Annotated in this window: 22 protein-coding genes; 7 read left to right on the top strand and 15 right to left on the bottom strand. The window is 68.5% G+C overall.

Annotation, left to right across the window (positions count from 1 at the left end; all coding sequences use genetic code 11):
* The first annotated feature begins 23 nt into the window (after window positions 1-23).
* Entirely contained in the window at window positions 24-428 is a 405-nt protein-coding gene (locus ACFVWL_RS12490) for a RidA family protein (RefSeq protein WP_387183033.1), read from the top strand.
* Window positions 429-536: 108 nt separating this feature from the next.
* Window positions 537-2,027, top strand: coding sequence for a L,D-transpeptidase family protein (locus ACFVWL_RS12485; RefSeq protein ID WP_387183030.1), 1,491 nt, complete (start codon window positions 537-539; stop codon window positions 2,025-2,027).
* 178 nt (window positions 2,028-2,205) lie between these two features.
* Here the strand turns inward: ACFVWL_RS12485 and ACFVWL_RS12480 are convergent, their stop codons facing one another.
* Window positions 2,206-4,425 carry an NADP-dependent isocitrate dehydrogenase gene (locus tag ACFVWL_RS12480; RefSeq protein WP_387183028.1) on the bottom strand — a complete coding sequence of 740 codons (2,220 nt, stop codon included), beginning with the start codon at window positions 4,423-4,425 and terminating at the stop codon, window positions 2,206-2,208.
* A gap of 175 nt (window positions 4,426-4,600) precedes the next feature.
* On the opposite strand from ACFVWL_RS12480, the gene ACFVWL_RS12475 reads away from it, so the two are divergent.
* Complete coding sequence (locus tag ACFVWL_RS12475; protein WP_387183025.1) at window positions 4,601-5,059, top strand: GNAT family N-acetyltransferase; 459 nt, start codon at window positions 4,601-4,603, stop codon at window positions 5,057-5,059.
* A gap of 122 nt (window positions 5,060-5,181) precedes the next feature.
* Here the strand turns inward: ACFVWL_RS12475 and ACFVWL_RS12470 are convergent, their stop codons facing one another.
* The 10 genes from ACFVWL_RS12470 to ACFVWL_RS12425 all read right to left on the bottom strand — a co-directional run bounded on the left by ACFVWL_RS12470 (window position 5,182) and on the right by ACFVWL_RS12425 (window position 18,088).
* Window positions 5,182-6,000: a hypothetical protein gene (locus tag ACFVWL_RS12470; RefSeq protein ID WP_387183024.1), complete on the bottom strand. Its 819-nt coding sequence runs from the start codon at window positions 5,998-6,000 to the stop codon at window positions 5,182-5,184.
* A gap of 130 nt (window positions 6,001-6,130) precedes the next feature.
* Window positions 6,131-7,945, bottom strand: coding sequence for an ABC transporter ATP-binding protein (locus tag ACFVWL_RS12465; protein ID WP_387183021.1), 1,815 nt, complete (start codon window positions 7,943-7,945; stop codon window positions 6,131-6,133).
* Window positions 7,942-9,873 (bottom strand): ABC transporter ATP-binding protein, encoded by a 1,932-nt coding sequence (locus ACFVWL_RS12460; protein WP_387183018.1) that lies wholly within the window; start codon window positions 9,871-9,873, stop codon window positions 7,942-7,944. Before ACFVWL_RS12460 ends, ACFVWL_RS12465 begins: the two co-directional genes overlap by 4 nt.
* 312 nt (window positions 9,874-10,185) lie before the next feature.
* Window positions 10,186-11,235: a dipeptidase gene (locus tag ACFVWL_RS12455; RefSeq protein WP_387183014.1), complete on the bottom strand. Its 1,050-nt coding sequence runs from the start codon at window positions 11,233-11,235 to the stop codon at window positions 10,186-10,188.
* 79 nt (window positions 11,236-11,314) lie between these two features.
* Window positions 11,315-11,812 carry a methylated-DNA--[protein]-cysteine S-methyltransferase gene (locus tag ACFVWL_RS12450; protein ID WP_387183011.1) on the bottom strand — a complete coding sequence of 166 codons (498 nt, stop codon included), beginning with the start codon at window positions 11,810-11,812 and terminating at the stop codon, window positions 11,315-11,317.
* Window positions 11,809-13,320 (bottom strand): DNA-3-methyladenine glycosylase 2 family protein, encoded by a 1,512-nt coding sequence (locus ACFVWL_RS12445; RefSeq protein ID WP_387183008.1) that lies wholly within the window; start codon window positions 13,318-13,320, stop codon window positions 11,809-11,811. Before ACFVWL_RS12445 ends, ACFVWL_RS12450 begins: the two co-directional genes overlap by 4 nt.
* A 79-nt stretch (window positions 13,321-13,399) precedes the next feature.
* Window positions 13,400-14,305 (bottom strand): class I SAM-dependent methyltransferase, encoded by a 906-nt coding sequence (locus tag ACFVWL_RS12440; protein ID WP_387183005.1) that lies wholly within the window; start codon window positions 14,303-14,305, stop codon window positions 13,400-13,402.
* 103 nt (window positions 14,306-14,408) lie between these two features.
* Window positions 14,409-16,016 carry a bifunctional phosphoribosylaminoimidazolecarboxamide formyltransferase/IMP cyclohydrolase gene (gene purH, locus ACFVWL_RS12435; RefSeq protein ID WP_387183003.1) on the bottom strand — a complete coding sequence of 536 codons (1,608 nt, stop codon included), beginning with the start codon at window positions 16,014-16,016 and terminating at the stop codon, window positions 14,409-14,411.
* Window positions 16,017-16,051: 35 nt separating this feature from the next.
* Window positions 16,052-16,639, bottom strand: a complete 588-nt coding sequence (gene purN, locus ACFVWL_RS12430) for a phosphoribosylglycinamide formyltransferase (RefSeq protein WP_387183000.1) — start codon at window positions 16,637-16,639, stop codon at window positions 16,052-16,054.
* A gap of 63 nt (window positions 16,640-16,702) precedes the next feature.
* Complete coding sequence (locus ACFVWL_RS12425; RefSeq protein ID WP_387182997.1) at window positions 16,703-18,088, bottom strand: DUF6350 family protein; 1,386 nt, start codon at window positions 18,086-18,088, stop codon at window positions 16,703-16,705.
* A 90-nt stretch (window positions 18,089-18,178) separates the two neighbouring features.
* Here ACFVWL_RS12425 and ACFVWL_RS12420 point away from each other — a divergent pair, with 90 nt between their 5' ends.
* The gene (locus ACFVWL_RS12420) at window positions 18,179-19,654 is read left to right on the top strand and encodes an NCS2 family permease (RefSeq protein ID WP_387182994.1); all 1,476 of its coding nucleotides are present in this window, start codon (window positions 18,179-18,181) and stop codon (window positions 19,652-19,654) included.
* Between the two features lie 65 nt (window positions 19,655-19,719).
* Here ACFVWL_RS12420 and ACFVWL_RS12415 read toward each other — a convergent pair whose 3' ends face one another.
* Window positions 19,720-20,142 carry a VOC family protein gene (locus ACFVWL_RS12415; RefSeq protein WP_387182991.1) on the bottom strand — a complete coding sequence of 141 codons (423 nt, stop codon included), beginning with the start codon at window positions 20,140-20,142 and terminating at the stop codon, window positions 19,720-19,722.
* Between the two features lie 74 nt (window positions 20,143-20,216).
* Here ACFVWL_RS12415 and ACFVWL_RS12410 point away from each other — a divergent pair, with 74 nt between their 5' ends.
* The gene (locus ACFVWL_RS12410) at window positions 20,217-20,795 is read left to right on the top strand and encodes a TetR/AcrR family transcriptional regulator (RefSeq protein ID WP_387182988.1); all 579 of its coding nucleotides are present in this window, start codon (window positions 20,217-20,219) and stop codon (window positions 20,793-20,795) included.
* A gap of 79 nt (window positions 20,796-20,874) precedes the next feature.
* Here the strand turns inward: ACFVWL_RS12410 and sucD are convergent, their stop codons facing one another.
* The 3 genes from sucD to ACFVWL_RS12395 all read right to left on the bottom strand — a co-directional run bounded on the left by sucD (window position 20,875) and on the right by ACFVWL_RS12395 (window position 23,437).
* Window positions 20,875-21,777 carry a succinate--CoA ligase subunit alpha gene (sucD, locus tag ACFVWL_RS12405; protein ID WP_021198863.1) on the bottom strand — a complete coding sequence of 301 codons (903 nt, stop codon included), beginning with the start codon at window positions 21,775-21,777 and terminating at the stop codon, window positions 20,875-20,877.
* Window positions 21,778-21,795: 18 nt separating this feature from the next.
* Window positions 21,796-22,962 carry an ADP-forming succinate--CoA ligase subunit beta gene (sucC, locus tag ACFVWL_RS12400; protein ID WP_387182985.1) on the bottom strand — a complete coding sequence of 389 codons (1,167 nt, stop codon included), beginning with the start codon at window positions 22,960-22,962 and terminating at the stop codon, window positions 21,796-21,798.
* A gap of 115 nt (window positions 22,963-23,077) precedes the next feature.
* Complete coding sequence (locus ACFVWL_RS12395; RefSeq protein ID WP_387182982.1) at window positions 23,078-23,437, bottom strand: DUF2510 domain-containing protein; 360 nt, start codon at window positions 23,435-23,437, stop codon at window positions 23,078-23,080.
* Window positions 23,438-23,497: 60 nt separating this feature from the next.
* Here ACFVWL_RS12395 and ACFVWL_RS12390 point away from each other — a divergent pair, with 60 nt between their 5' ends.
* Both ACFVWL_RS12390 and ACFVWL_RS12385 read left to right on the top strand, forming a co-directional pair.
* Window positions 23,498-24,157 (top strand): TetR/AcrR family transcriptional regulator, encoded by a 660-nt coding sequence (locus ACFVWL_RS12390; RefSeq protein WP_387182980.1) that lies wholly within the window; start codon window positions 23,498-23,500, stop codon window positions 24,155-24,157.
* A gap of 78 nt (window positions 24,158-24,235) precedes the next feature.
* The gene (locus tag ACFVWL_RS12385; protein ID WP_387182977.1) at window positions 24,236-25,471 is read left to right on the top strand and encodes an acyl-CoA dehydrogenase family protein; all 1,236 of its coding nucleotides are present in this window, start codon (window positions 24,236-24,238) and stop codon (window positions 25,469-25,471) included.
* The last annotated feature ends 4 nt before the right edge of the window (window positions 25,472-25,475 follow it).

Below are 25,475 nucleotides of genomic sequence, written 5' to 3'. Positions count from 1 at the left end.
AACAAGGCTACTAGGCTGGCGGCATGACCGCGAAGATCCGAGTTTCCACCGACGCCGCCCCCGCACCCGCCCACACCTTCTCGCAGGGAATCCGCAAGGGCCCGTTCGTGCAGGTGTCCGGCCAGGGCCCCGTCGACCCGAAGACGAGCGAGTACCTGTTCCCCGGAGACGTCGCCGCCCAGACCACCCGCACACTCGAGAACGTGAAGGCGATCGTCGAAGCCTCCGGTGCGACGTTCGACGATGTCGTGATGCTGCGCGTCTACCTCACCAAGCGCGAGGACTTCCCGATCATGAACGATGCCTACGGCGCCTTCGTCACCGCGCACACCACCGACGGCGTCCTGCCCTCGCGCACCACTGTCTTCACCGGCCTGCCGCGCGAGGAGATGCTGGTCGAGATCGACGGAATCGCCATCATCGACTGACATCCGCGGCGCGGGGAGGAACGGTATCACGGACCGTTGCCTCCCCGTTACCTCCCATCCCGTACCATTGGACGTCAGGACACGTTTGAGAGCCGGGGGGTGAAGTTCGTGACCGATCTGATTTCTGCGCCGGGCGCAGCAGCCGAGGCGCATGGAGATGACTCCGCGCCCACCGCAGTGCTGGCGCCCACCGATGCTCCCATCGAGACCGTCCCGCCCACCACAGGCGAGCAGCCTCTCGCCTGGGCGCCCATCGAACCGTCGCCCAAGAAGCGCCGGCTCGGCCTCTGGATCGGTCTGGGCCTCGGCGTCGTCGCCCTCGGTGCCGGTGCTGCATCGATGGTTCTCATCGCACCGGGCACCACGGTCGCCGGGATCCCCGTCGGTTGGATGACGCCCGGAGCCGCCGCTGACGCTGTCAACTCCCACCTGGCCGAGACCGAGGTCACGCTCACGGGTGACGGCGAGGGCGCCGTCCTCACCGGTGCCGACCTCGGCGTGGACGTCGACGCGACCGCGCTGGCCGACACGGCCTTCGCCGAGCATCCGCTCTGGAATCTCGGCGCATGGATGGGCGATCCCGTCCCCGCAGAGATCGCTTTCGACTCCACGAAGGCGACCGACGCCCTGCGCGGCGCGGTGCCGACCAGCTTCGACGATCCCGTGGATGCGGGTGTCGTCTTCGACGCCGCCAGCGGCGCCTTCGTCATCACCCCCTCCGAACCCGGTACCGGAATCGATGTCGCCGACCTCAACGCCGCCTTCACCGCGGCGGTCGGAGAGGGCCGCAGCGCCTTCGAGTACTCGGGGGATGCAGCCGAGGCACTGCCCGCCGTCTCCGACGACGACGCGACGGCCACCGCGACCACCCTCAACACGATGCTGCCGACGATCGGCTTCTACGTCGGTGCGGAGCGGACCGTGCCGGTCGACCCAGCGGTCGCCGCCTCCTGGCTCTCGGTCATCGACGATGACGGCCAGCTGAGCATCAAGGCCGATCCGCAGGCGATCCAGGCGACGGTCGACGGCCTTCCTCCGCTCGTCGACCGTGCCCCGGTCAACGCGACGAACATCGTCGATTCCGCCGGCACCGTGCTTCGCGCGGAGCAGGAAGGCGTCGCCGGCCGCGCAGTCGGAGACACTTCGGGGATCGCGGATCAGTTCGCCCAGCAGCTCGCGGCAGGCAACGGTGCCTTCGCCCTGTCCGTCACCGAGACACCGTTCGAGACGGTGAGCCTGTTCCGCCGCATCGACATCAACCTGAGCTCGCAGCGGGCCGTCCTCTACGAGAACGACGTCGTCGTGAATTCGTGGGCCGTCTCCACCGGCCTGCCCGGAACACTGACGCCCACGGGCAACTTCAAGGTCTTCGCACACACCCGCATCCAAGACATGGGTTGCTACGAAGGTGCTCCGTACTGCACCGAGGACGTGCCCTGGATCACCTGGTTCGCACCGAACATCGGTTTCCACGGAACGTACTGGCACAACAACTTCGGCCAGCGCATGAGCCACGGTTGCGTCAACCTGCCGATCGACCTCGCCAAGTACGTCTACGACTGGTCTCCCAAGGGCCTCGAGGTCTCCGTCCACTACTGAGGAGCGCCTTCTCCCGCCCTGTGAGCCGGCGGGAGAAGCACGTCCCCCGTGCCGCTTGTGACGAGCGGGCCGTCGCCAGTCGAGCGCGCCGTCCGCAGACCGAACGAGACCCCGGGATTGCTCTCTCGGAGAACGAAGAAGGGGGCGGATGCCGCAGCATCCGCCCCCTTCCGTCGATTCAGCGCAGGGCGTCGACGATGCCGTTCAGCGTCGCGGAGGGACGCATGACCGCCTCGACCAGCGCATCGTCCGGACGGTAGTAGCCACCGATCTCGACCGGCTTTCCCTGCACCGCGTTGAGCTCGGAGACGATGGTCTCCTCGTTCTTCGCGAGCGTCTCGGCAATCGGCGCGAAGGCCGCGGCGAGGTCGGCGTCCTTCGTCTGCTTCGCCAGCTCCTGGGCCCAGTACAGGCTCAGGTAGAAGTGGCTGCCGCGGTTGTCGATCGTGCCCAGGGCGCGGCCGGGCGAACGGTCCTCTTCGAGGAAGGTTCCGGTCGCGGCATCCAGAGTCTCGGCGAGGACACGCGCCTTCTCGTTGCCGGTACGGTCAGCGAAGTGCTCGAGCGATGCCGCCAGCGCGAAGAACTCTCCGAGCGAATCCCAGCGCAGGTAGTTCTCCTCGACGAGCTGCTGCACGTGCTTCGGCGCGGATCCTCCCGCACCGGTCTCGAACAGACCGCCACCCGCCAGCAGCGGCACGATCGAGAGCATCTTGGCGCTCGTGCCGACCTCGAGGATCGGGAACAGGTCGGTCAGGTAGTCGCGCAGCACGTTACCGGTCACCGAGATGGTGTCGAGGCCGTGGCGCATGCGCGCAAGCGTGTAGCGCGTGGCCTCCTCGGGCGCGAGGATCGTGATCGTGAGGCCCTTGGTGTCGAGCGTCGCGAGTCCCTGGTGCACCTTGGCGATGATCTGTGCATCGTGGGAGCGGTTCGCGTCGAGCCAGAACACGGCGGGGTCGCCCGTTGCACGCGCACGGGTCACCGCGAGCTTGACCCAGTCCATGACCGGGATGTGCTTGGTCTGCGTCGCACGCCAGATGTCGCCCTTGCCGACCGTGTGCTCGATGAGGACCGTGCCCTCGCTGTCGAGCACCTGGACGATGCCGTCTGCCGCGATCTCGAAGGTCTTGTCGTGGCTGCCGTATTCCTCGGCGGCCTGCGCCATCAGACCGACGTTGGGGACCGTACCGATCGTGGCCGGGTCGAGCGGGCCGTTCGCGATCACGTCGTCGATCACGGCCTGGTAGACACTCGCGTACGAGGAGTCGGGGATGACGGCGAGCGTGTCGGCCTCTTCGCCCTCCTTGCCCCACAGCTTGCCGCCGTTGCGCACGAGGGCCGGCATCGACGCGTCGACGATCACATCGCTCGGAACGTGCAGGTTCGTGATGCCCTTGTCGGAGTTCACGTACGACAGACGCGGGCCCTCGGCGATGGCCTTGTCGAAGGCTGCGGCGATCTCCGCACCGTCGGCGACGTTCGCGAGACCCGAGAGGATCGAGCCGAGACCGTCGTTCGCGCTGAGACCTGCGGCGGCAAGCTTGTCGCCGTACTGCGCGAACACATCGGCGAAGAAGGCCTTCACGACGTGACCGAAGATGATCGGGTCGCTCACCTTCATCATGGTCGCCTTGAGGTGCACCGAGTACAGCACGTCATCGGCCTTCGCCGCCTCGAGCGTCTCGGCGAGGAACGCGTCGAGCTCCTTGGCGGAGAGGAACGTCGCATCGATGATCTCGCGCGGAAGGACCTTGAGACCCTCCTTCAGCACGGTGACCGTTCCGTCTTCCGCCGTATGACGGAAGCTCAGCACGTCATCGTGAGCGGCGACCCAGGAGCGCTCGTTGTGCTTGAAGTCGTCGTGTCCGAGGGTCGCGACGCGCGTCTTCGAGCCTGCAGCGAACGGCTTGTTGCGGTGCGGGTGTTTCTTGGCGTAATTCTTCACCGCGAGCGGGGCGCGGCGGTCGCTGTTGCCCTCGCGCAGCACCGGGTTCACGGCGGAGCCCTTGATGCGGTCGTAGCGGGCTCGGACATCCTTCTCCTCGAGCGAGGAGGGCTCATCCGGGAAGTCGGGGATGTCGTAGCCCTGCTTCTGCAGCTCGGCGATCGCGCCCTTCAGCTGCGGGATGGATGCCGAGATGTTCGGCAGCTTGATGATGTTCGCCTCGGGAAGCGTGGCGAGACCGCCGAGCTCAGCGAGCGAGTCGCCGACCTGCTGCTCCGGTGCGAGCTTCTGCGGGAAGGCGGCGAGGATGCGGCCCGCCAGCGAGATGTCGCGCGTCTCGACCTCGATGCCGGCCTGGCCGGTGTATGCCTGGATGATCGGGAGGAACGAGGCGGTGGCGAGCGCCGGTGCCTCGTCTGTGTACGTGTAGATGATGGCGTCGTCGGTCACCGGGAGGTACTCCGTTCGCGGGGAAATTTGTCTCGATACCAAGATACCTGAGCGGGTCTGACACTGTGGCCCCGGGCCTGTGCCCGATGCCGTCGGATGTCGACGAATGGCCAGAGCACGTCGAAATGTTCACCGGGAGCGTGTCCCGCCCGCTCGGAGGGGTTAGCCTGGGTCCATGTCCGAACTGCGCATGGTCGAACTCTCCGCTGCGACGATCGTCGCCGTGAACAACCTGTCGCTCAAGCCCGGACAGGAGCAGTTCCTCGCTCCGGTCTCCTACGGGATCGCAGCGACCGTCATCAACCCGCAGACCTCCTGGCAGCGGGTGATCCTGGATCGCAACGAAGTCGTCGGCTTCGTCAGTGCCAACTTCGACTCCGAGGCGCCGGAGGAGCACTTCCGCTCCGTGCTGTGGCGCATCAACGTCGACGCCGACGATCAGGGCCGCGGTGTCGGCCGATATGCCGTCGAAGCGCTCGTCGACGAAGCCCGCGAACGCGGCGTCGACCACGTCAACGTGATCTACGAGGCAGGTGAAGGCGGTCCGGAGACCTTCTTCCACCGTGTCGGGTTCACTCCCGTGGGCGAGACGGCCTACGGCGAGGTCATCGCCGAGATCCGGGTCACGACCTAGACCGGGCGGCGGGGTCTCGAATCCCCTCCCCCATCGAGACCTCGTCGCCCTTCACGGCGCTCGTGGGGAGCGCTCTCATGACGCTGGTCTCCTCTCGTCCTCGGGGCGGGGGTCTCCTGCCCTCAGGGGCGATCGTCGGGCGTGCCGCCGGGCTTGCGACGACTCGTCCAGGAGGAGAGCGCGGCTGCGGCCGCGCCGGCTGCCCGATCGATGGCCTCGGCCGAACGGTTGAGCATGTCCTGGGCGGCGTCCTGCCACGCTGCGGCCGCCGGCGCTTCCCCGGCCTGCACCCTCGCCGCGTGCTCGGCTGCCTCGAACGCACGCTCGAGCTCGGCGACGGCATCCCGATACGCGGCGAACTCCGCAGGAGTGATGCGTCCGGCAGCCGTGCGGCGCATCTCCGCCGCGTGACCGGCGGCGCGGAAGTATGTGGCGGTCTCGGGACTCTTGACATCAGTCATGGCCGGATAGGAGATCTGCAGCGCAGGGTCGGTCTCGTAGCGCATCCACCGAACGGTCACGGCGTCGTGCGCGGCGTGCAGTCGCTCCAAGGGGCGCGGCTCCGAGGCTGAGGGCACTGCGGCTCTGGCAGCGTTGAGGCGGACCTGCCGCGCGCGCACATCAGCCGAGGCGGCCTTGGCATCGCGCTCGCGCTCCTTCAGCATCCGCCGCGCTCCCGCCACCTGTTCGGCCGTCGCGCGCTGAGCGGCTCGCTCCGCGGTGACGCGAGCAAGGTCGGCGCGTGCGATCTTCCAGGCGGTGCGCCGCTCGGCCGCGACCAGCTGCGCCTCTCTGAGGTCATGACGCGCCGCATCGACCGCGAGGCGGCGCCCGCTCACCGTACTGTTCCGACGACGAATTCCCATCACACCCACCGTCCCCGCTGTGATCGCAGTCGGCGCGATCCACCACCACTCGGCAGCGAGCAGCACGGGGTCCATACCTCGATGCTACCCACGCGCGGCACTCGACGCGCACCCCTGATCGTTGCGCTCCGTCTCGAACGCCGCGGCCACGACCGCCCCGCCGTGTCGGCGAAGTCGGGCGTGGCCGCAGCAGTCGAGGGAATGTTCAGACGAGCGTCTCCTGCCACGCCGCATGCAGCTGCGCGAACTTGCCGGTGCCGCTGATGAGGGCGGCGGGGGTGTCGTCCTCGATGATGCGTCCGTGCTCCATCACGAGCACCCTGTCGGCGATCGCGACCGTCGACAGGCGGTGCGCGATGATGATCGCCGTGCGGTCCTTGAGCAGGGTCTGCAGCGCATCCTGGATCAGACGCTCCGACGGGATGTCCAGCGATGCCGTCGCCTCGTCGAGGATCAGCACCGCGGGGTCGGCGAGGAAGGCCCTGGCGAACGAGATGAGCTGCCGTTGACCGGCCGAGACCCGTCCGCCGCGCTTGTTCACGTCGGTGCCGTAGCCGTCGGGCAGCGAGGAGATGAACCCGTCGGCACCCACTGCCCGCGCGGCCGCCTTGATCTCGTCGAGCGTCGCATCCGGCTTGCCGAGCGCGATGTTGTCGGCGACGGTCCCGCTGAACAGGTAGGCCTCCTGCGTGACCATGACGATCGCGCGGCGGAGATCCTTCGGGTGCAACGAGCGCAGGTCCACCCCGTCGAGGGTCACCCGCCCTTCCGAGGGGTCGTAGAACCGCGAGATGAGCTTGGCGAGCGTCGACTTGCCCGCGCCTGTCGTCCCCACCAGGGCGATCGTCTGGCCGGCCGGGATGTCGAGCGAGAAGTTCGGGAGGATCGTCTTCTCCCCGTTGTAGCCGAAGGTCACCTCGTCGAACTCGACATGGCCGCGCGACTCCCAGAGGTCGACGGGCTTCTCGGGGTCCGGAACGGTCGGGACCTCCTCGAGCACCCCCGACACCTTCTCCAGCGCGGCCGTGGCCGACTGGTAGGAGTTCAGGAACATCGCGATCTCCTGCATCGGGGCGAAGAAGTTGCGCACGTACAGCACGGCCGACAACAGCACGCCGACGGTCAGCGCTCCCTCGGAGACGCGGATGCCTCCCCAGAGGACCACGATGCCGAGCACCAGTGCGGCGACGCCCATGAGTCCGGGCTCGAACGTGCCGAACAGAAGCATCGAACGACGGTTGACATCGCGGTACTCGCCCGCGATCTCTTGGAATGCCTTGTCGTTGCGCGGCTCCTTGCGGAACGCCTTCACGGCGCGGATGCCGGTCATCGTCTCGACGAACTGCACGATCACCTTCGCGCTGATCACGCGCGACTCACGGTAGACGAGCTGCGACCGCGAGTAGAACCACTTCATCAGGAAGAACAGCGGCACACCGCCGATCGCGAGGATGAGTCCGGACTGCCAGTCCCAGAAGCACAGCGCGATGAACGTGAAGAGGCCGAACAGCACGCCGGAGACGAGCTCGTTCAGACCGCCGTCGAGCAGCTCCTTGATGGAGTCGAGGTCGCTGGTCTGGCGAGAGATGATGCGCCCTGAAGTGTAGGACTCGTGGAACTCCAGGCTCAGGCGCTGGGTGTGCAGGAAGATGCGCTTGCGCAGATCGAGCAGCACCGCCTGGGTGAGCTTGGCCGCGATGATGACGTACCACGCGATCAGCACGGCGGCGAAGGCACCGGCCAGCAGGTAGATGCCGCCGATCATGAACGTCGGCATCCAGTCGGCGTCGTTCAGCACCGCCGGCAGCGCGCGGTCGAGCCCCATGCTGATGAGGATGGGGCCCGCCACCTGCAGCGCGGTCGAGACGACGAGCACCGCGGCGGCCAGCACGATCCGTGGCTTCAACGGACTGACCAGGGATCCGAGCAGGCGGAGGGACCGACGACGGATCTCTTTACTCTCCTCGCGGGTGTACTCGGAACGGTCCTCGTTCTGGGTTCCGGTGATGGCGGAGCTCATCGCTGCACCTCCTTCTCGGTGATCGGGTCTTCGTCGGCGGCCGGCATCCCGAGGCCCTCCCGGACCTCCTTCTCGATCTCGGCCTGTTCATCGCGGATCACCGGGATCGCCCCGGTGCGCGCGGCCTCCTCCGCCTCCAGGCTGGAGATCACGTGACGGTAGTGACGGCTCGTCTTCAGCAGCTCGGAGTGCGTCCCCACGGCCGTCACCCGACCTGCCTCGAGCAGGGCGACACGATCGGCGAGCGCGACGGTCGAGGGTCGGTGCGCCACGATCATGGCCGTGGTGTCGGCGAGCACGTGGCGCAGCGCCTCCTCCACGAGAGCCTCGGTGTCGACGTCGAGCGCCGACAGCGGGTCGTCGAGCACGAGCACCTTCGGCTTCGCCGCCACCGCTCGTGCAAGGGCGAGTCGCTGACGCTGTCCGCCGGAAAGGCTGAGTCCCTCCTCGCCGATCACCGTCTCGACGCCGTCCGGCAGCGCGTCGACGAACGATGCCTGGGCCACCTCGAGAGCTTGACGGAGCACGCGCTCCCCCTCTTCGCTGTGCACATCGAGCTCGGCACGGCCGAGCAGCACGTTCTCGCGGACCGTCGCCGAGAACAGCGTCGCATCTTCGAACGCCATGGCGATGTGCTGACGGAGTTCCGCCAGCGGGAGATCGCGCACGTCGACGCCGTCGAGGGTGACCTTGCCGCCCGTCACGTCGTACAGACGCGTGGGCAGCGTGGTGAGCGTGGTCTTGCCGCTGCCGGTGAGACCCACCAGCGCCATGGTCTCGCCGGGGCGCAGCACCAGGTCGATGCCGTCGAGCAGGTCACGCTCGTGGGCACCCGCGTCCTGGTAGCGGAAGTGCGCGTTCTCGAACGCCAGCTCCCCGCGCGGGTGCGCGATGTGAACGGGGTTCTCCGGATCGGTGATCGTGTTGGTCTCCGAGAAGATGTCGAACACACGGTCCGTCGCCGTGCGGGCGTCCAACATGAACGAGAAGAGGAAGCCGATCGATTCGATGGGCCACCGCAGCACGACGGCCATTGCGAAGAACGCGAACAGCTGCGCCTCGTCGATCTGCCCCACGGAGATCAGCCAGATGCCGGAGATCAGGCTGAGCCCGAATGCGATCTGCGGCATGAGGTCGAGCCAGAACCAGATCGACGCGATCGCGCCGGCCTTGCTCATCTCGGTCTCGCGCAGCGTCTCGGCCTGACGGCTGAAGCGGCTGAGCGCGTGCTTGCCGCGCCCGAAGGCCTTCAGCACACGGATGCCGTGCACGCTCTCCTCGACACTGGTCGCGAGATCGCCGGCCTGGTCCTGGCTGCGGCGGGTGAGCGCGCCGTAGCGCTTCTCGAACAGGTAGCCGCGGATCCACAGCGGGATCGCGGTCACCAGGAAGATCGTTCCCAGCAGCCAGTGCCAGCGGAAGAGCAGCACGGATCCGATGATGATCGTGAGGATGTTGACGACGAGCAGCACGAGGCCGAAGGCGAGCCAGCGGCGGATGAGACCGATGTCCTGCATCATGCGGCTGAGCAGCTGCCCCGAGCCCCACCTGTCGTGGAACGACACCGGGAGGGTCTGCAGGCGCGAGTAGAGCTCGGTGCGCATCTTGTACTCGACCTCGGTCGAGGGGTTGAGCACGAACTGGCGACGCAGCCACACCATCAGCGCCTCGCCGAGGCCGAGCGCGAAGACGGCGAGCGCGCCCCAGACGATCGCGCTGAAATCACCGGAACGGACGGGGCCGCTGATGATCTGTTCGAGCACGATCGGGATCATCAGGGCGATGATGGCGGCGATGAGCGCGCTGGCGGCACCGCCGGCAAGCCGCCAGATGACAGGCTTCACGAACGGCTTCAGCCGCCACAGTGCGGCTGGAGTGGAAAGGGTCGATGAGGGCGAGGGATTCTGCACGGAAGGCGAGGAAGACATGTCTCTCAGACGAGTTTCGTATGGACTGCGGTTACGGAAGGGGACGGATACGAGAGCGGACTCGCAGAGTCCGGCATCCGATGAAGAAGGGGCGGGGTGGCTCTAGGAGAGCGGACGCGCCGGGGTCGAGCCGAGAGCTGCGATCCGCGCGGTGGCGATCGTGATCATGGTGTCCTCCTCAGGGGCTCGGCGATGTCGTCCGGTTGGCGCGACAGCCCACCAGCCTATTGCTGTGAACCAGCTGAAAGCAAGAGTCATTCCCGATCCGTCGATCGCGGTCGTCGACGGCAGCGAGTACGGGCGCCGGGATGCTCAGGCGTGGGCGGCGGCGGCGAGCTCGGAGCGGAGGAAGCGCTGCAGGTTGCCTCCGAGGACCGCCAGGATGTCCGCCTCCGCCCAGCCGCGACGCACCAGCGCCTCGGTCACGAGCGGAAGCCCGGACGGCCCCTCGAGTCCTGGGATGTACCGATCGACGGGGACCCCCTCGATCGTCGTCTGCACGCAGCACGGCGCCGTCGTGTCCTCGAGCACCTCGCGGACGAAGTCGGGGCCCATCCCGACGTGAGCCATTCCCCCGACCGACGCCACCCGCTCGAAATGGTCGATCAGCGTGTCGATCGTGTAGTCGCTCTCGTGCAGGTACGGCGCGAAGAAGTTGACGCACACGATCCCCCCGCTCTCCGCGACCCCGGCGATCTGTGTGTCGGTGAGGTTGCGATGGTGGTCGAACAGCGCGCGCGCCGAGGAATGGGTGGCCATGACAGGCCGCGTGGCGAGCTCGAGCACGTGGTCGACACCGCCCACCCCGAGGTGACTGATGTCGAAGGTCATGCCGATGCGCTCCATCTCGGCGAGCGCCTGGATGCCGGTGCGGGTGAGTCTGCTGCCCGCGGCGTCTTCACCGCTCCCATCGGCGAAGGCGCTGCGCCCGAAGTGGGCGACCGATCCGATGCGCACCCCGAGCCGGTACACCGTCTCGAGCATCTCGACGTCGTCGGCGATGCCGGGCATCCCCTCCAGCGCGAGCACCAGCGCGATGCGCCCCTCGCCGATCACGCGGTCGATGTCGTCGCCGTCCACGCAGAGACCCACCGCGTCCGCGTTGCCCTCCGCTAGCCGGTGCGCGGCCTCGATCATGCGGAAGGTGCGGCGAAGCGCCCCCTCCGGGCGGTACACGTCGTCGACGAACACGGGCAGGACCTGCAGATCGACCCCACCCTCCTGCAGCTGCGGAAGCCATTGCGCGCGGAAGTAGTCCGACCACTCGGCCGAGGGGCGGCTCGCCACCGAGCAGAGCAGATCGTTGTGCGCGTCGGCGACGACGGCGCGGCGGTGGAGGGCGAGTGCATCGTTGGCGGTCACGGGACGAGCCTATGGCCGCTCCCGTGCGGATGCTTCGTCGACGGGCACCATGAGGAGATCCCGGCGTGGTGCCCTCGCCTCAACCCACGGTGCTCTCCCGAGCCAGGAGGCTCTCCTTGACGCCGAGACCCCAGGCGAATCCCCCGAGGCTGCCGTCGGTGCGCAGCACCCGATGGCAGGGCACGAAGAGCGCCGGCGCGTTACGAGCGCAGATGGATGCGGCAGCGCGCACCGCCCGAGGGGTGTCGAGCCGCGTCGCGAAGCTCGTGTAGGTCAGCGGTGCGCCCGGCTCGATCGTCCGAAGCGCAGACCAGCCGGCGAGCTGGAGCGCGGTTCCGGTCTGCTTCACGGCGACATCGTCGATGGCGGACAGGTCTCCTGCGTAGTACGCGAGTGCGGCGGCCGCGGCATCCGTCTCGCCGTCGCGGAGGTGTTCCGGGCGGTTCGCGGCCGACAGGCGGTCGAGGATCGCGTCGACGTCGGAGGTCCATCCGGAGGACAGCACCCGCTGACGGTCGTCGGTGAGGATCGTGAAGGCGCCGTCCGGCGTCTCGATGGTCTGGATGAGGGCGGTCATGAGCTCTCCTTCGTCGTCGTATCGGTGGGACGTTCCGTGGTCGAGGACCGCCGAGGCCCGGCCGGGCGCACGGGGGCGGCGCGCCAGAGGTGCGCGCTCAGATAGCTGCGCCAGGGCGCTGTGCGCTCCGCCCAGTCGGTGAGCGGACGCGGATCCCCCGGCAGACCCGCAGCCGCCGCACCGGCGCGCAGTGCGACGTCGCCGGGCAGCAGCACGTCGGGGTCTCCGAGCACGCGCATGCGCACGTAGTCGGCGGTCCAGGGGCCGATGCCGGGCATCGCGAGCAGAGCGGCGCGCTGCTCGACGCCGTCGTCTCCTACGGTCAGGCGCAGGGAGCCGTCGGCGAGGGCAGCCGCCGCGCCGGTGATCGCACGGATGCGGGCGGCCGGGCCCCGCAGCACCTCTGCCCCGCGCTCGGCGATCGCCGTCATGGTCGGGAAGAGGAGGCCGTTCTCGGTGCGCTCTCCCAGTGCTTCGGCGAGTGCGGTGAGGGCCGTACGGGCGGCGACCACGGTGATCTGCTGGCCGACCATGGCGCGGATGAGCATCTCGTGCGGATCCGCCGACCCCGGAACCCGGATACCGGGGGTTCGCGCGACGAGCGGGGCGAGTTCAGCGTGTGTCGAGAGTGCCTCGTCGATCGCCGACGGGTCGGCGTCCAGGTCGAAGATGCGTCGCACGGTCGAGACCAGCGGCGCCAGGTCGCCCAGCCGGGCGACGCGTGCCCGCAGGTGAAGGCGCGACGCCTCGTCTTGGCGCACCTCGAACCAGGCGGGGCCGCCCGACATGCGCAGGTGTCGGGAGAACGAGGTCGCCGTGCTCTCCTCGATACCGGGAACGGCGCGCGCGGCCATCCAGGCGAAGATGCCGCTCGCATCGAGTGGTCCCCGGTACGGCAGCACGAGGTCGATCGCCCCCGGCACGGCGGATGCCGGGAGGCGTCGACGCGCCCTGAGCTCCCCCGGTGTGAGGCCGAACACCTCGCGGATCGTGTCGTTGCACTGACGGATGCTGGCGAATCCGGCCGAGAAGGCGACATCGGAGATCGGCATGTCGGTGCCGACGAGCAGCATCCGTGCCGTGTGAGCTCGGTGCGCTCTGGCCAGCGCAAGCGGACCGGCGCCGAGTTCGGTGGCCAGCAACCGCGTGAGGTGCCTGCTGGAATAGCCCAGGCGCGCAGCCAATCCCGGTACGCCCTCGCGCTCCACGACGCCGTCGGAGATCAGGCGCATCGCCCGGGCGGCGGTGTCGCCCCGGATGTCCCACGCGGGCGAGCCGGGAGCGGCCTCCGGCAGGCACCGCTTGCACGCGCGATACCCCGCCTCGTGCGCCGCGGCACTCGTGGGATAGAACGTCACGTTCTGCGGCTTGGGCGTGCGCGCGGGGCAGCTCGGACGGCAGTAGATACCGGTCGAGCGCACGGCCGTCACGAACTGTCCGTCGAAGCGGGTGTCGCGCGCACTGATCGCACGGTAGCGCTCGTCGAAGTCGGTCACGGGGAAGCTCATGCCTCCACTGTGTCACGCTCCACCGACCTCGACTGGCGGAAATCGGACATGACTGTCGAGAGACGGACCGGCGCTTCGGTTAGCGGCCCCGCCGCGTCATCCGGACGACCGAGCGCAAGGGCTCGGTGATCTTCCAGCTCGTGCTGCCCCGTAGCGATGCGAGCGCATCATCCCGTGCCACGATCACGTCCGAGAGACGCGAACGCTCCGTCTGCAGCGTCTCCACGACCTCGTGCAGGGACTCGACCTCCGCTTCGAGGTGCGGGATGCGCGCCACCTGTGCGATCAGACCGCCGAGGCGCTCGAAGTCCGCGCGGATGCGGCCGGCAACGGAATCATCCGCCTCGAAGAGCGTGCGGAGCGGGTCATGGACGATGTCGCCGACGGCGAGCACGCCGAGACCGTGCCCGTGCTCGAACGCGAATGCGCGCCCCGGTTCGGCGACCTCCTCCCAGAGGCGCCAGACTCCGAAGTCGTCGCGTCGTTCGGCGATGTCGTGGAAGAGGATCGCTCCCCCGTCACGGACCGTATCCCGCCATTGCTCGTAGTCCTCGCGGACGTCCTCATAGCCGTGGCGTCCATCGATGTGCAGGAGATCGACGGACGCCGCAGCGAAACGCGCGCGCGTGTCGGAGAAGTAGCCGCGGTGCAGTTGGACACTCGACGCATAGTCGCTCTCCGCGATCGATCGCACCGCCTGATACGTGGAGTCGTCGTAGAAGCCCGCGTGATCGTCGCCCTCCCAACTGTCCAGGGCGTTGATCGTGACCGCGTGTCCCAACCGCTTCGCCGCTTCGGCGAAAGCGAAGCACGAGAAGCCGTTGTGGGTACCCAGCTCCGCGACGTCACGCGGACGCAGCACGTCGATCAGCCAGGCGGCGAACGCCCCATGGGTGAGCCATGCCGAATCCACGAAGTGGGCCGGCATCCAGTAGGACGTCGGCCTCAGCCACGGAACCGTCGCCGTACCTTCGCTTGACGTCACACGCGTCTGTGCTTCCATACCGTCGCCCCATCGCCCCAGTGAGCGCCCAGTATATAGGTTACCCACGGGCCGAACCGGCATGCTCGGCCGAGACGGCGAGCGCTCAGTGGAAGAAGTGACGCTCCCCGGTGAAGAACATCGTGACTCCGGCCTTGCGGGCGGCATCCACGACCTCCTCGTCGCGCACGGAACCGCCCGGCTGCACGATGGCCGTGACTCCGGCGTCGATCAGCACCTGGGCTCCGTCAGCGAAGGGGAAGAACGCATCGGACGACGCGACCGACCCGGCGGCACGGTCCCCTGCGCGCTCGACCGCGAGGCGGCACGAGTCGACGCGGTTGACCTGGCCCATACCCACACCCACCGTGGCGTTGTCCTTCGCGAGCACGATCGCATTCGACTTGACCGCGCGGCATGCCTTCCACGCGAAGATGAGGTTCTCCATCTCCTCGTCACTGGGGCGCTCGCCCGAGACGAGCTCCCAGTTCTTCGCGACGGAGACGATGTCGTCGGGAAAGCGGTCGGCATCCTGCAGCAGCAGACCGCCGGAGACGAGGCGCACGTCCATGCGCTCCTGCTGCCAGTCCTCGGGCAGCTGCAGCAGGCGCAGGTTCTTCTTCGCCTTGAAGACCTCGAGCGCGGCCGGCTCGAACGACGGGGCGACGATGACCTCGGTGAAGATGTCCTTGAGGTTCTCAGCCATCTTGAGCGTGACCGTGCCGTTGGCCGCGATCACGCCGCCGTAGGCCGAGACCGGGTCGCACTCGTGCGCGCGCAGGTGGGCGCTGGCGATCGGGTCGAGGGCGTTCGGGGCGGTGGTCGCGATGCCGCACGGGTTGGCGTGCTTGATGATCGCGACGGCGGGCTTGACCATGTCGTAGGCCGCGCGCAGTGCGGCATCGGCGTCGACGTAGTTGTTGTACGACATCTCCTTGCCCTGCAGCTGCGTGGCCTGGGCGATGCCGTGGCCACCGGCGCGCGTGTAGATCGCGCCGCGCTGGTGCGAGTTCTCGCCGTACCGGAGGGTCGCGAGGCGCTCGGCCTGGATCGTGAGGTGAGTCGGGAGGTCGCCGTCGTCCTGCAGCGTGCCCTCGGCGAACCACGACGCGACGGCGGTGTCGTAAGCCGCCGTGTGAGCGAATGCGCGGGCGGCGAGCTCGCGACGCTGCGACACCGAGGTGCCGCCCTGGTCGAGCGCCGCGATGATGCCGGGGTACGACTGCGGCGAGACCACGATCGCCACGTTGGCGTGGTTCTTCGCCGCGGCGCGCACCATCGCGGGTCCTCCGATGTCGATCTGCTCGACCACGTCGTCACCGACGGCACCCGAGGCCACGGTCTCGACGAACGGGTAGAGGTTCACGACGACGAGCTCGAACGGGGTGATGTCGAGCTCGGCGAGCTGACGCTCGTGGTCCTCGAGACGCAGGTCGGCGAGCAGACCGCCGTGGATCTTGGGGTGCAGCGTCTTGACGCGGCCGTCGAGCATCTCGGCGACCCCCGTGACGGCGGCCACGTCCGTGACGGGGAAGCCCGCCTCGCGGATGGTCGACGCCGTCGAACCCGTGGAGACGATCTCGACACCCGCGTCGGCGAGAGCCGCAGCGAGGATGAGCAGGTCGGTCTTATCGCTCACCGAGACGAGCGCGCGCCGGATCGGCACGCTGTCGCGATCGCGGTAGAGCGTGGGGTCGTGGCGGGGGCCGGCCATGATGGGCTCCTTCGTGCGGGGGCGTCGGGTGGGGGTCAGGAAGAGGTGCTGAGGGCGAGGTCGCCGGTGGCGATCCCGCGGACGACGTCGATGAGCAGTCGACGTTCGACGGGCTTGATGCGCTCGTGCAGACTGTGCTCGGTGTCGCCGTCGAGGATCGGAACGCGCTCCTGGGCCAGGATCGGGCCCGTGTCGACACCGTCGTCGACGACGATCACACTGGCGCCGGTCTCGGTCGCGCCGGAGGCGAGCGCATCGCGGACGCCGTGCGCCCCCGGGAACTCCGGCAGGAATGCGGGGTGCGTGTTGATGAGGCGCGGCGAGTACTCCGCGACGAGCGACGGCGGCAGCAGACGCATGAGACCGCTGAGGACCACGAGGTCGGGGCTCCAGACGGCGAGCTGGCGGGCGAGCTCATCACCCCACGCCTCGCGGCTCTCGTGCTCGTGCCACGGCACCGTGAAGCTGGGGATGCCGAACTCCTCGGCGTGGGCCAGCCCCTCGGCTTCGCGGTCGGCACCGACGACGATCACCCTGGCGGGGAAATCGGGATGACGAGCGGCCTCGAGGAGGGCGCGAAGATTCGAGCCGGTGCCCGAGATGAGAACGGCGACCGTGAGCACGCGCCCAGTCTACCGGGGCGCGAAGACCTGTTCCGCCCGGCATCCGCACCCACGTCCAGGCGGTCAGTCGCTGTCGCCCCTGGGCGGTGTGAAGCCGCGGAGATCATCCAGCGGCGCCGTGTCGTCGAAGGTCTGCGTCTCGGAGAAGGGGATCCCCGATGCCGCTCCCGCCACCGGGGTGCCCGCCGGCGCGAGGCCGGAGTCGGTCATCTCGGCGATCCAGCGGTCAGTGCGCTCTTCGGCCAGCTCATCGCGGTGACGCGGGGAGAGCAGTAGGATCGCGGCGCCGACGAGAACCTCCAGGCCGAGCGCGAGCATGAAGGGGAGTGCGGCGGGGCCGACATCCGCCAACCGACCCGGCCCCATCGAGCCGTGGGCGAGCACGGCGGCGAGACCGGCGACACCCGCGCTGAGCCCGGCGATCCCGACCGCGATGACCGTGCGCTGCGCCGTGCCCAGCGGCGTGCCCTCCCAGACGAGACGGGAACGCACCGCCCACCCCGCGAAGGCTCCGGCGGCGATCGGGACGAGCACGACGATCAGCATCCACATCGAACTGTTCTCCGGCAGCAGTCCGAACACCGGGATTCCGGGCACGACCCCCAGCTGCGTGCCGGCGGGCGACACGGCGGTACCGACGCCCACGGCGAAGCCGGGTCCGGCGAGCCACGACGCCGCCCACACGATCAGGGTCGGCAGATAGACCAGCTGCGCCAGCGTCATCACCGTCGCACCGAGCGCATCGACGCGAGCGGTCTGGAACAGGGCGACGACCTCCCCTCCGCGGAACAGCGTCATCACCGCGAGGGCCAGGGCGGCCGCGCCGACGACGCCGACCAGAGTGAAGGCCGTTCCCCGCACGATCGCGACGGGGACGGGTGCCCAGTCCTCGCGGGCGTCGATGCGGTCGTGGAGACGGTCGAGGATGCCGCCGTCGCCCTCTTCCCACGCGACGCGGACAGCACCGCAGAGCGTGCCGACGAGGTAGACCGCGGCAGGGAGGAGGATCGCGAGGACGAGAGGCGTCCGCACGGCGTCCAGCCGAGCCGTCAGCGCGACGCCGGCGGAGATGGCGGCGAACACCACGGCGCCGGACAGCGATCCGAGCAGCCAGGTCCCCGCGCTCGCGGCTCTGGCTCCCGAGCGCGCGGCGAACAGCAGGGTGAAGAGAAGGAACGCCAGTGGCGTGATCGACACCGCGAAGGAGGCCGCCTGGGGCGGGATCGCGAGTGCGACGAGGAGCTCGTCCGGGATCGTCACCGCCAGCGGCACTCCGTGGCCGAACTCCCAGAGCGTGCCGGTGAGCGGCCAGAGCGCGCCCCAGTCGGCCGCGATGCCGAACGCGAGCGTCCACAGCAGCGTCAGCGGCGCGAGCAGCACGACGAGACCGACCGCCGCGGCGATGGCGGCGTCGAAGGCGGCGAGGAGCGCGACGAGGAGGTGTTGCATAGCGTTTCGAGACTACGACGAGTTGCCGACGAAGCCCTGGGGGCGCGCGTGGGGTCGGCGACACGATAGCGTTTCTCCGGAGGTTTCCCGATGACAACTGCCCCGCCCGCCCCGGCATCCACCGAGCCCAAGAATTCCGTGGACCGCTTCTTCGAGATCAGCAAGCGCGGATCCACGATCGGCACCGAGATCCGAGGGGGTCTGGTGACGTTCGTCACGATGGCCTACATCGTGATCCTCAACCCGATCATCCTCTCCGGCAAGCCCGACGTCGCCGGGGACATGCTCAGCTTCAACGCCGTGGGCGCTGCCACCGCGTTGACCGCCGGAGTGATGACGATCCTGTTCGGACTCGTCACGCGCCTGCCGTTCGGTTTCGCCGCCGGACTCGGCATCAACGCCTTCGTCGCGTTCTCGGTCGTCGGTCAGGTGACCTGGCCCGAGGCCATGGCCCTCGTGATGATCAACGGTGTCGTCATCGTGCTGCTCGCCGCCACCGGACTCCGGAAAGCGATCTTCGACGCGGTGCCGTTCCAGCTGAAGATCGCGATCACGGTCGGCATCGGCCTGTTCATCGCCTTCATCGGCTTCGTCAACTCGGGCTTCGTCACCGCGACGGGCGCCTCCTCTCCTCCGGTCGGCCTCGGCGTCAACGGCTCCGTCGCGACCGTGCCGACCCTGCTCTTCGTGATCACCCTGCTCCTCACCGGCATCCTGGTGGCACTCAAGATCAAGGGCGGCATGCTGATCGGCCTCATCGGTGGCACCGTGCTCGCGGTCATCGTCGAGGCGATCTGGCATATCGGAGCCCGCGGCTTCGACGACGAGGGCAACGTGGTCAACCCGGGCGGCTGGGGGCTCACGGTTCCCGCGCTCGACGGCTCGCCCGTCGGCATCCCCGACCTCAGCCTGATCGGTGCGGTCGACTTCAGCTTCGATCTGAGCAAGGTCAGCCTGGTCGCCATCGTGATGATCGTCTTCACGCTGCTCTTCACGAACTTCTTCGACGCCATGGGCACCATGACGGGCCTGGCGAAGGAGGCGAACCTCGCCGACGACAACGGAGACTTCCCCCGCATCAAGTCGGCGTTGGTCGTCGAGGGCGTCGGTGCGATCGCCGGCGGGGCGACCTCGTCCTCCTCGAGCACGGTCTTCATCGAGTCGGGCGCCGGCATCGGCGAGGGTGCGCGCACGGGTCTCGCGAACGTCGTGACCGGCATCGTGTTCCTCATCGCGATGTTCCTGACCCCGCTGACCTCGATCGTCCCGACCGAGATCGCCGCGGCTGCGCTGATCATCGTCGGTGCGATGATGATGGCGCAGATCCGCTACATCGACTTCACGGACTTCCGCGTGCTGCTGCCGGTGTTCCTCACCGTCTCGGTCATGCCGCTGACCTACTCGATCGCGAACGGCATCGGCGCGGGTTTCGTCAGCTGGGTGCTCATCCACGCGTTCTCGCGTAAGGCCAAGACCATCAGCCCGCTGCTGTGGGTCGTCGGAGCCGGCTTCCTGATCTTCTTCGCCCGAGGCCCGATCGAAGCCCTCTTCGGCGTCGGGATCTGACCTCTGCCCCAGGCCTTCGAATCGCGCAAATGGTCCCATTCCACGTCGGAATGGGACCATTTGCGCTACTCGAAAGTGGTCGAGGGCGCCTCGTAGGCAGCAGCGAACTCCGGTGACGGCTCGATCGGTTCGATCACGTCGATCAGCACGCCGCCGGGCGCCTCGACGATGAAGTGGCGCTGTCCGAATGCCTCGTCGCGGAGGGGCAGGCGCTCGGGAAGACCCCGCTCCCCCACCAGCCGCGCATGTTCGGTGGCCGCATCCGGTACCTCCACGTTCAGAAGCAGGCCGCGCACGGGCTCGCGGAAGCCCTCGGGGATCGTCGCGTGCGTGCGGTCGAGGATCGCGAGCTCGCCGCCATCGAAGCGCAGACTCACGTACCAGTCGGCCTCGAACGTGGTCTCGAACCCGAGCTCCTCTCGATAGAACCTTGCGGCGGCGGCGACGTCTTCGACCATCAGCACCGGATAGAAGCTCGTGATCTCCATGGTCACTCCTTTACATACAGCATGTTTGTATTCTTGGCTATAGAATACATACACATCGCACGTAAGGGAAGCACATGCCCCGAGCATCCGCCGCTGACGCCGCAGAGACCGCCCGACGCGTCCTCGAAGCCGCCACCGCGCACTTCGCCGAGCACGGGTACGCCACGGCCTCCGTCGATGAGATCGCCCGCGCTGCCGGCGTGACTCGCGGAGCCGTGTACCACCACTACGTCTCGAAGCCGCAGCTGTTCGCCGCAGTCGCCTCCGCGCAGCAGCAGCACATCGCGGATGCCATCGTCGCCGCCACCGCGGACAGCACCCCGGATGCCGCCCTCCGCGACGGCAGTCACGCCTTCCTCGACGCGATCACGAACCGGACCGCCGCGCGCATCCTGCTGATCGACGGGCCCGCCGCGCTCGGCTGGGAGCACTGGCGCAGGCTGGACGCAGAGGGCCCGGAGAACGAACTCCGGGCAGGCCTGCGCGAGGCCGGAATCGCCCCTGCGCTCCTCGACCCGCTGACGGCGGCGCTCTCCGGAGCGATGAACGAGCTCGCCCTCTGGCTCGCCGCCCAACAGGACGACCCCGCAGCACGTCGACACGCACACCGCGCGCTCGACAGCGTCCTGGCTTCCGTGACTTCGCGGAGTTGACGCGCACGCTCCGCAGCCCCGGGCATGAAAGAAGGCCCCGGAGTGGAGTCCGGGGCCTTCAGATCAAGCGTAGCTCAGATCAGAGCGCTTCGATGATCGCGCGCATCAGGTCCGCCGTCTCGGACGGCGTCTTGCCGACCTTGACGCCGGCGGCCTCGAGGGCCTCCTTCTTCGCCTGAGCGGTACCGGCCGAGCCGGAGACGATCGCGCCGGCGTGACCCATGGTCTTGCCCTCGGGAGCCGTGAAGCCCGCCACGTAGCCGACGACCGGCTTCGTGACGTTCGCCTTGATGTAGTCGGCCGCACGCTCCTCGGCGTCGCCGCCGATCTCGCCGATCATGACGATTGCCTTGGTCTCGGGGTCGGCCTCGAACGCGGCGAGCGCGTCGATGTGCGTGGTGCCGATGACCGGGTCGCCGCCGATGCCGATGGCGGTGGAGAAGCCCAGGTCGCGCAGCTCGAACATCATCTGGTAGGTCAGGGTGCCCGACTTCGACACGAGTCCGATCGGCCCCTTGCCCGTGATGTTCGCCGGCGTGATGCCCACGAGCGCCTCGCCCGGCGTGATGATGCCGGGGCAGTTCGGGCCGATGATGCGGGTCTTGTTGCCCTTGCTCTGGGCGTAGGCCCAGGCCTCGGCCGAGTCGCCGACGGGGACACCCTCGGTGATGACCACGAGCAGCGGGATCTCGGCGTCGATGGCCTCGATCATCGCGTCCTTCGTGAATGCACCGGGCACGAAGGCGATCGACACGTCGGCGCCGGTCTCCTTCATGGCCTCGGCCACAGAGGCGAAGACGGGCAGCTCGACGGCGTTGCCGTCCTTGTCCGTGTGCGAGACCGTGGTGCCGGCCTTGCGGGCGTTGACGCCACCGACGACCTGGGTGCCGGCCTTGAGCATCAGCGCGGTGTGCTTGGTGCCCTCACCGCCGGTGATGCCCTGGACGATGACCTTGGAGTCCTTGTTGAGGTAGATCGACATTCTTCTCGTCCTTCAGTCTCAGGCGTTGGCGAGCTCGGCGGCCTTGTCGGCGCCCTCGTCCATGGTGGCGGCCAGGGTCACAAGCGGGTGTGCGTACTCGGCGAGGATCGCGCGACCCTCGTCGACGCGGTTGCCGTCCAGGCGCACGACGAGCGGCTTGGAGGCCGTGGCGCCCAGGGTCTCGAGGGCGCCCTTGATGCCGTTGGCGACGGCGTCGCACGCCGTGATGCCGCCGAAGACGTTGACGAACACGCTCTTGACCTGCGGGTCGCCGAGGATGACGTCGAGGCCTGCGGCCATGACCTCGGCCGAGGCGCCGCCGCCGATGTCGAGGAAGTTGGCCGGCTTCACGCCGTTGTGGTTCTCGCCCGCGTAGGCGACCACGTCGAGCGTCGACATGACGAGTCCTGCGCCGTTGCCGATGATGCCGACCTCGCCGTCGAGCTTCACGTAGTTGAGGCCGGATGCCTTGGCCTTGGCCTCGAGCGGGTCGGCGGCGTCCTTGTCCTCGAGCGCCTCGTGCTCGGGGTGACGGATCTCGGAGGCGTTGTCGTCGAGGGTGACCTTGCCGTCGAGCGCGATGATGTCGCCCTCTTCGGTGCACACCAGCGGGTTGACCTCGACCAGCGTCGCGTCCTCGCCCTTGTAGACGTCGAAGAGCTTGACGAAGACGTCGGAGACCTTCTCGACGAGGTCTTCGGGGAAGTTCGCCGCGCGGGCGATCTCGACGGCCTTCGCCTTGTCGATGCCCGTGAGCGGGTTGACCTCGACGCGCGCGAGCGCCTCGGGGCGCTCGACGGCGAGCTCTTCGATCTCCATGCCGCCCTCGACCGAGCAGAGGCTCAGGTAGGAGCGGTTGGCGCGGTCGAGCAGCACGGAGAAGTAGAACTCCTCGGCGATGCGTGCGCCCTGGGCGACCATGACGCGCTTGACGACGTGGCCCTTGATGTCGAGGCCGAGGATGGCCTTCGCTGCCTCGTACGCCTCGTCGGGGGTCTTGGCGACCTTGACGCCGCCCGCCTTTCCACGGCCGCCGGTCTTGACCTGAGCCTTGACGACGACCACTCCGCCGATCTTCTCGGCAGCCGCCCTCACCTCTTCAGGGGTGTCCGCGACGATGCCGGCGAGAACCGGCACTCCGTACTTTTCGAAAACGTCTCGTGCCTGGTACTCGTACAGATCCACTGTGGTTCCTTCACTGGGCTGCTGTCTGGTAATTCTCTCGATGTCGAGACATCGACCAGTCCCCCAGCCTACTACCCCGAGCTGGGCGCCCCTGCGGTCTCGGCACCTCGACCGCTCAGCGTCGAGCCGGCACTCCGGCCCGGGCCCGGCGCGCGGGGAGGGCGACCCGCCGGAGCTGCCGGGTGATCAGGAACGGCATGACCACCAGGGCGGTGCCCGTGGCGACGATCACGGGGCGCACCACGACCACCGGGAGAGAGCCCCACAGCGCGATGAGGATCGCGCCGACCAGGACGGCCCCGAGAACCAGCTCGCTCACAAGCAGCTGCCTACGCACCGATGCGCTGTCCTCGGCCACGGTCGTCTCGCGACCGCGCACCTCGATGCGAGGGGTCCATCGCGTGCCGTCCCACCAGCGCAGAGTGCCGCGTCGTCGCGTCTCGTACCACCCGGCGCCAGCCCTGTCATCACTCACACTCCTCAGTATGACGGCGGCGGATCGGCGTCGTCGCACGGCGAGGTCTAGGCTTTCGCCATGCACGAATCCGCAGAACTGCGCACCGGCGTCGTCGCCGCGGCGCTCGAACTCTTCAGCGCCCAGGGGTTCGACCAGACGTCGGTGGAGCAGATCGCCAAGGCCGCCGGAGTCTCCCGGTCGACGTTCTTCCGCCAGTTCGGCGGCAAGGAGGACGTGGTCTTCGCCGATCACGAGGTGCTGCTGGAGCAGCTCAGAGAGTTCCTCGACGAAGGCCACGACGACCCGTGGGGCGCGGTGTGCGCGGCTTCGGAGTCGGTCTTCGCCCACTTCGCCCACGACCCGGAGCTCGCCAGACGCCGCTATCAGATCGTGCGCCAGGTCCCCGTGCTGCGAGAGCGCGAGATCATCACGGTGTTCCGCTACGAGCGACTGTTCGACGACTACCTGCGCAGCGCCCTCCCCGGTGTCGACCCGCTGGACGCCGTCGGGTTCGCCGCTCTCGTGACGGCGGTGCACAACCACGTGCTGCGTCAGTTGCTGCGCGGCCGCAAGAAGGTGCCGCTGGCGACGCTCCAGACGGCGCTGGCCGATGTGCGTCGCCGCTACGGCGTCGCCGGAGATGCCGTCACTGCCCCGGACGACATGGTCGTCGCGGTGTTCCCGCGCTCCATGCCGATCGCCGAGGTCAGCCGCAGGCTGCAGTCCCAGCTCGACTAGCTGCACGAGATCGACCCGCTGCGGGGTCGTGGAACCGAGTATCGAGGAGTACGATACTTGGTGCCACGAAGGAGCCCCATGAGCACTGCAGCCTCCCCCTTCCCCGGCGAGCGCGTCTCGTCGTACGACATCACCGGACGTCAGGACAGCGACTACTACGCGGTCTTCACCGACATCCCCGCCGCCGACCGCGAGGCCTGGGACCGAGCGAAGGCCTACGTCGACGAGGTCGCCCCGCAGATGGCGGATGCCTGGGACCGCGCCGAGTATCCGCTCCAGGCCGCGCGCCGGATGGGTGAGATGGATCTCGTCGTCGACGGCGTCCAGCACCCGTCGCTCACGAGCCTGTCGCCGCTGGCCGCCGGCCTCGTGAACATGGAGATCTCCCGCGGGGACGGCTCACTGGGCACGATCCTCGCGGTGCAGGGCGGACTCGCACTGCGCACCCTGGCCCTGTTCGGCTCCCCCGCACAGCAGGAGAAGTGGCTCACCGCGCTCGCAGACGGCTCGGTGCTCGGGTCGTTCGCCCTGACCGAGCCCGATCACGGCTCCGACTCGGTGTCGCTGGAGACCGTGGCCCGCCGCGACGGCGACGAGTGGGTCATCCGCGGCACGAAGAAGTGGATCGGCAACGGTGCGTCCGGCGGCATCACGTTCGTCTGGGCACGCGTCGACGACGAGGGCGCCGATGAGCACGGCGCCGTGCGCTGCTTCCTCGTGGAGCAGGACACCCCGGGTTACACCGGCAGCGTGATCCGCGGAAAGGCCTCGCTGCGCGCGATCCACCAGGCCCACATCGTGCTCGACGACGTGCGAGTGCCGCTCGAGGCCGTGCTGCCGGGGACGAAGAGCTTCAAGGACGCGTCGATCGTGCTGTACGCGACCCGTTCCGGTGTCGCGTGGTCGGCGCTCGGACACGCGACCGCCTGCTACGAGGCGGCGCTGGCCTACGCGACTCAGCGGGTGCAGTTCGGAAAGCCCCTCGCGAAGTTCCAGATGGTCCAGGAGCGGCTCACCCACATGCTCGAAGACCTCACCGCCATGCAGCTGTACTGCCGGCGCATGGCCGACCTCGAGACGGCGGGCGAGCTGCGTCCGACCCAGGCGTCGCTCGCGAAGTTCCACAACACGCGCGCGGCGCGCCGGATCGCCTCGACTGCCCGCGACCTGCTCGGCGGCAACGGCATCCTGCTCGAGAACGGTGTGATGCAGCACATGGCCGACATCGAAGCCATCCACACCTACGAGGGCACCGAGAGCGTGCAGGCGCTGCTGCTCGGCCGCGACATCACCGGGATGAGCGCGTTCGCCTGAGACA

The organism is Microbacterium sp. NPDC058269, from assembly GCF_042881445.1.
Lineage (GTDB): Bacteria > Actinomycetota > Actinomycetes > Actinomycetales > Microbacteriaceae > Microbacterium.
This window is presented reverse-complemented; position numbering and strand designations above follow the sequence as displayed.

Excerpts from the sequence above, each read along its gene's own strand:
- ACFVWL_RS12490 (WP_387183033.1), top strand. The coding sequence starts at position 24 with ATGACCGCGAAGATCCGAGTTTCCACCGACGCCGCCCCCGCACCCGCC.
- ACFVWL_RS12475 (WP_387183025.1), top strand. The coding sequence starts at position 4,601 with ATGTCCGAACTGCGCATGGTCGAACTCTCCGCTGCGACGATCGTCGCC.
- ACFVWL_RS12470 (WP_387183024.1), bottom strand. The coding sequence starts at position 6,000 with ATGGACCCCGTGCTGCTCGCTGCCGAGTGGTGGTGGATCGCGCCGACT.
- ACFVWL_RS12465 (WP_387183021.1), bottom strand. The coding sequence starts at position 7,945 with ATGAGCTCCGCCATCACCGGAACCCAGAACGAGGACCGTTCCGAGTAC.
- ACFVWL_RS12460 (WP_387183018.1), bottom strand. The coding sequence starts at position 9,873 with ATGTCTTCCTCGCCTTCCGTGCAGAATCCCTCGCCCTCATCGACCCTT.
- ACFVWL_RS12450 (WP_387183011.1), bottom strand. The coding sequence starts at position 11,812 with ATGACCGCCCTCATCCAGACCATCGAGACGCCGGACGGCGCCTTCACG.
- ACFVWL_RS12445 (WP_387183008.1), bottom strand. The coding sequence starts at position 13,320 with ATGAGCTTCCCCGTGACCGACTTCGACGAGCGCTACCGTGCGATCAGT.
- purH (WP_387183003.1), bottom strand. The coding sequence starts at position 16,016 with ATGGCCGGCCCCCGCCACGACCCCACGCTCTACCGCGATCGCGACAGC.
- ACFVWL_RS12425 (WP_387182997.1), bottom strand. The coding sequence starts at position 18,088 with ATGCAACACCTCCTCGTCGCGCTCCTCGCCGCCTTCGACGCCGCCATC.
- ACFVWL_RS12420 (WP_387182994.1), top strand. The coding sequence starts at position 18,179 with ATGACAACTGCCCCGCCCGCCCCGGCATCCACCGAGCCCAAGAATTCC.
- ACFVWL_RS12415 (WP_387182991.1), bottom strand. The coding sequence starts at position 20,142 with ATGGAGATCACGAGCTTCTATCCGGTGCTGATGGTCGAAGACGTCGCC.
- ACFVWL_RS12410 (WP_387182988.1), top strand. The coding sequence starts at position 20,217 with ATGCCCCGAGCATCCGCCGCTGACGCCGCAGAGACCGCCCGACGCGTC.
- sucD (WP_021198863.1), bottom strand. The coding sequence starts at position 21,777 with ATGTCGATCTACCTCAACAAGGACTCCAAGGTCATCGTCCAGGGCATC.
- ACFVWL_RS12390 (WP_387182980.1), top strand. The coding sequence starts at position 23,498 with ATGCACGAATCCGCAGAACTGCGCACCGGCGTCGTCGCCGCGGCGCTC.
- ACFVWL_RS12385 (WP_387182977.1), top strand. The coding sequence starts at position 24,236 with ATGAGCACTGCAGCCTCCCCCTTCCCCGGCGAGCGCGTCTCGTCGTAC.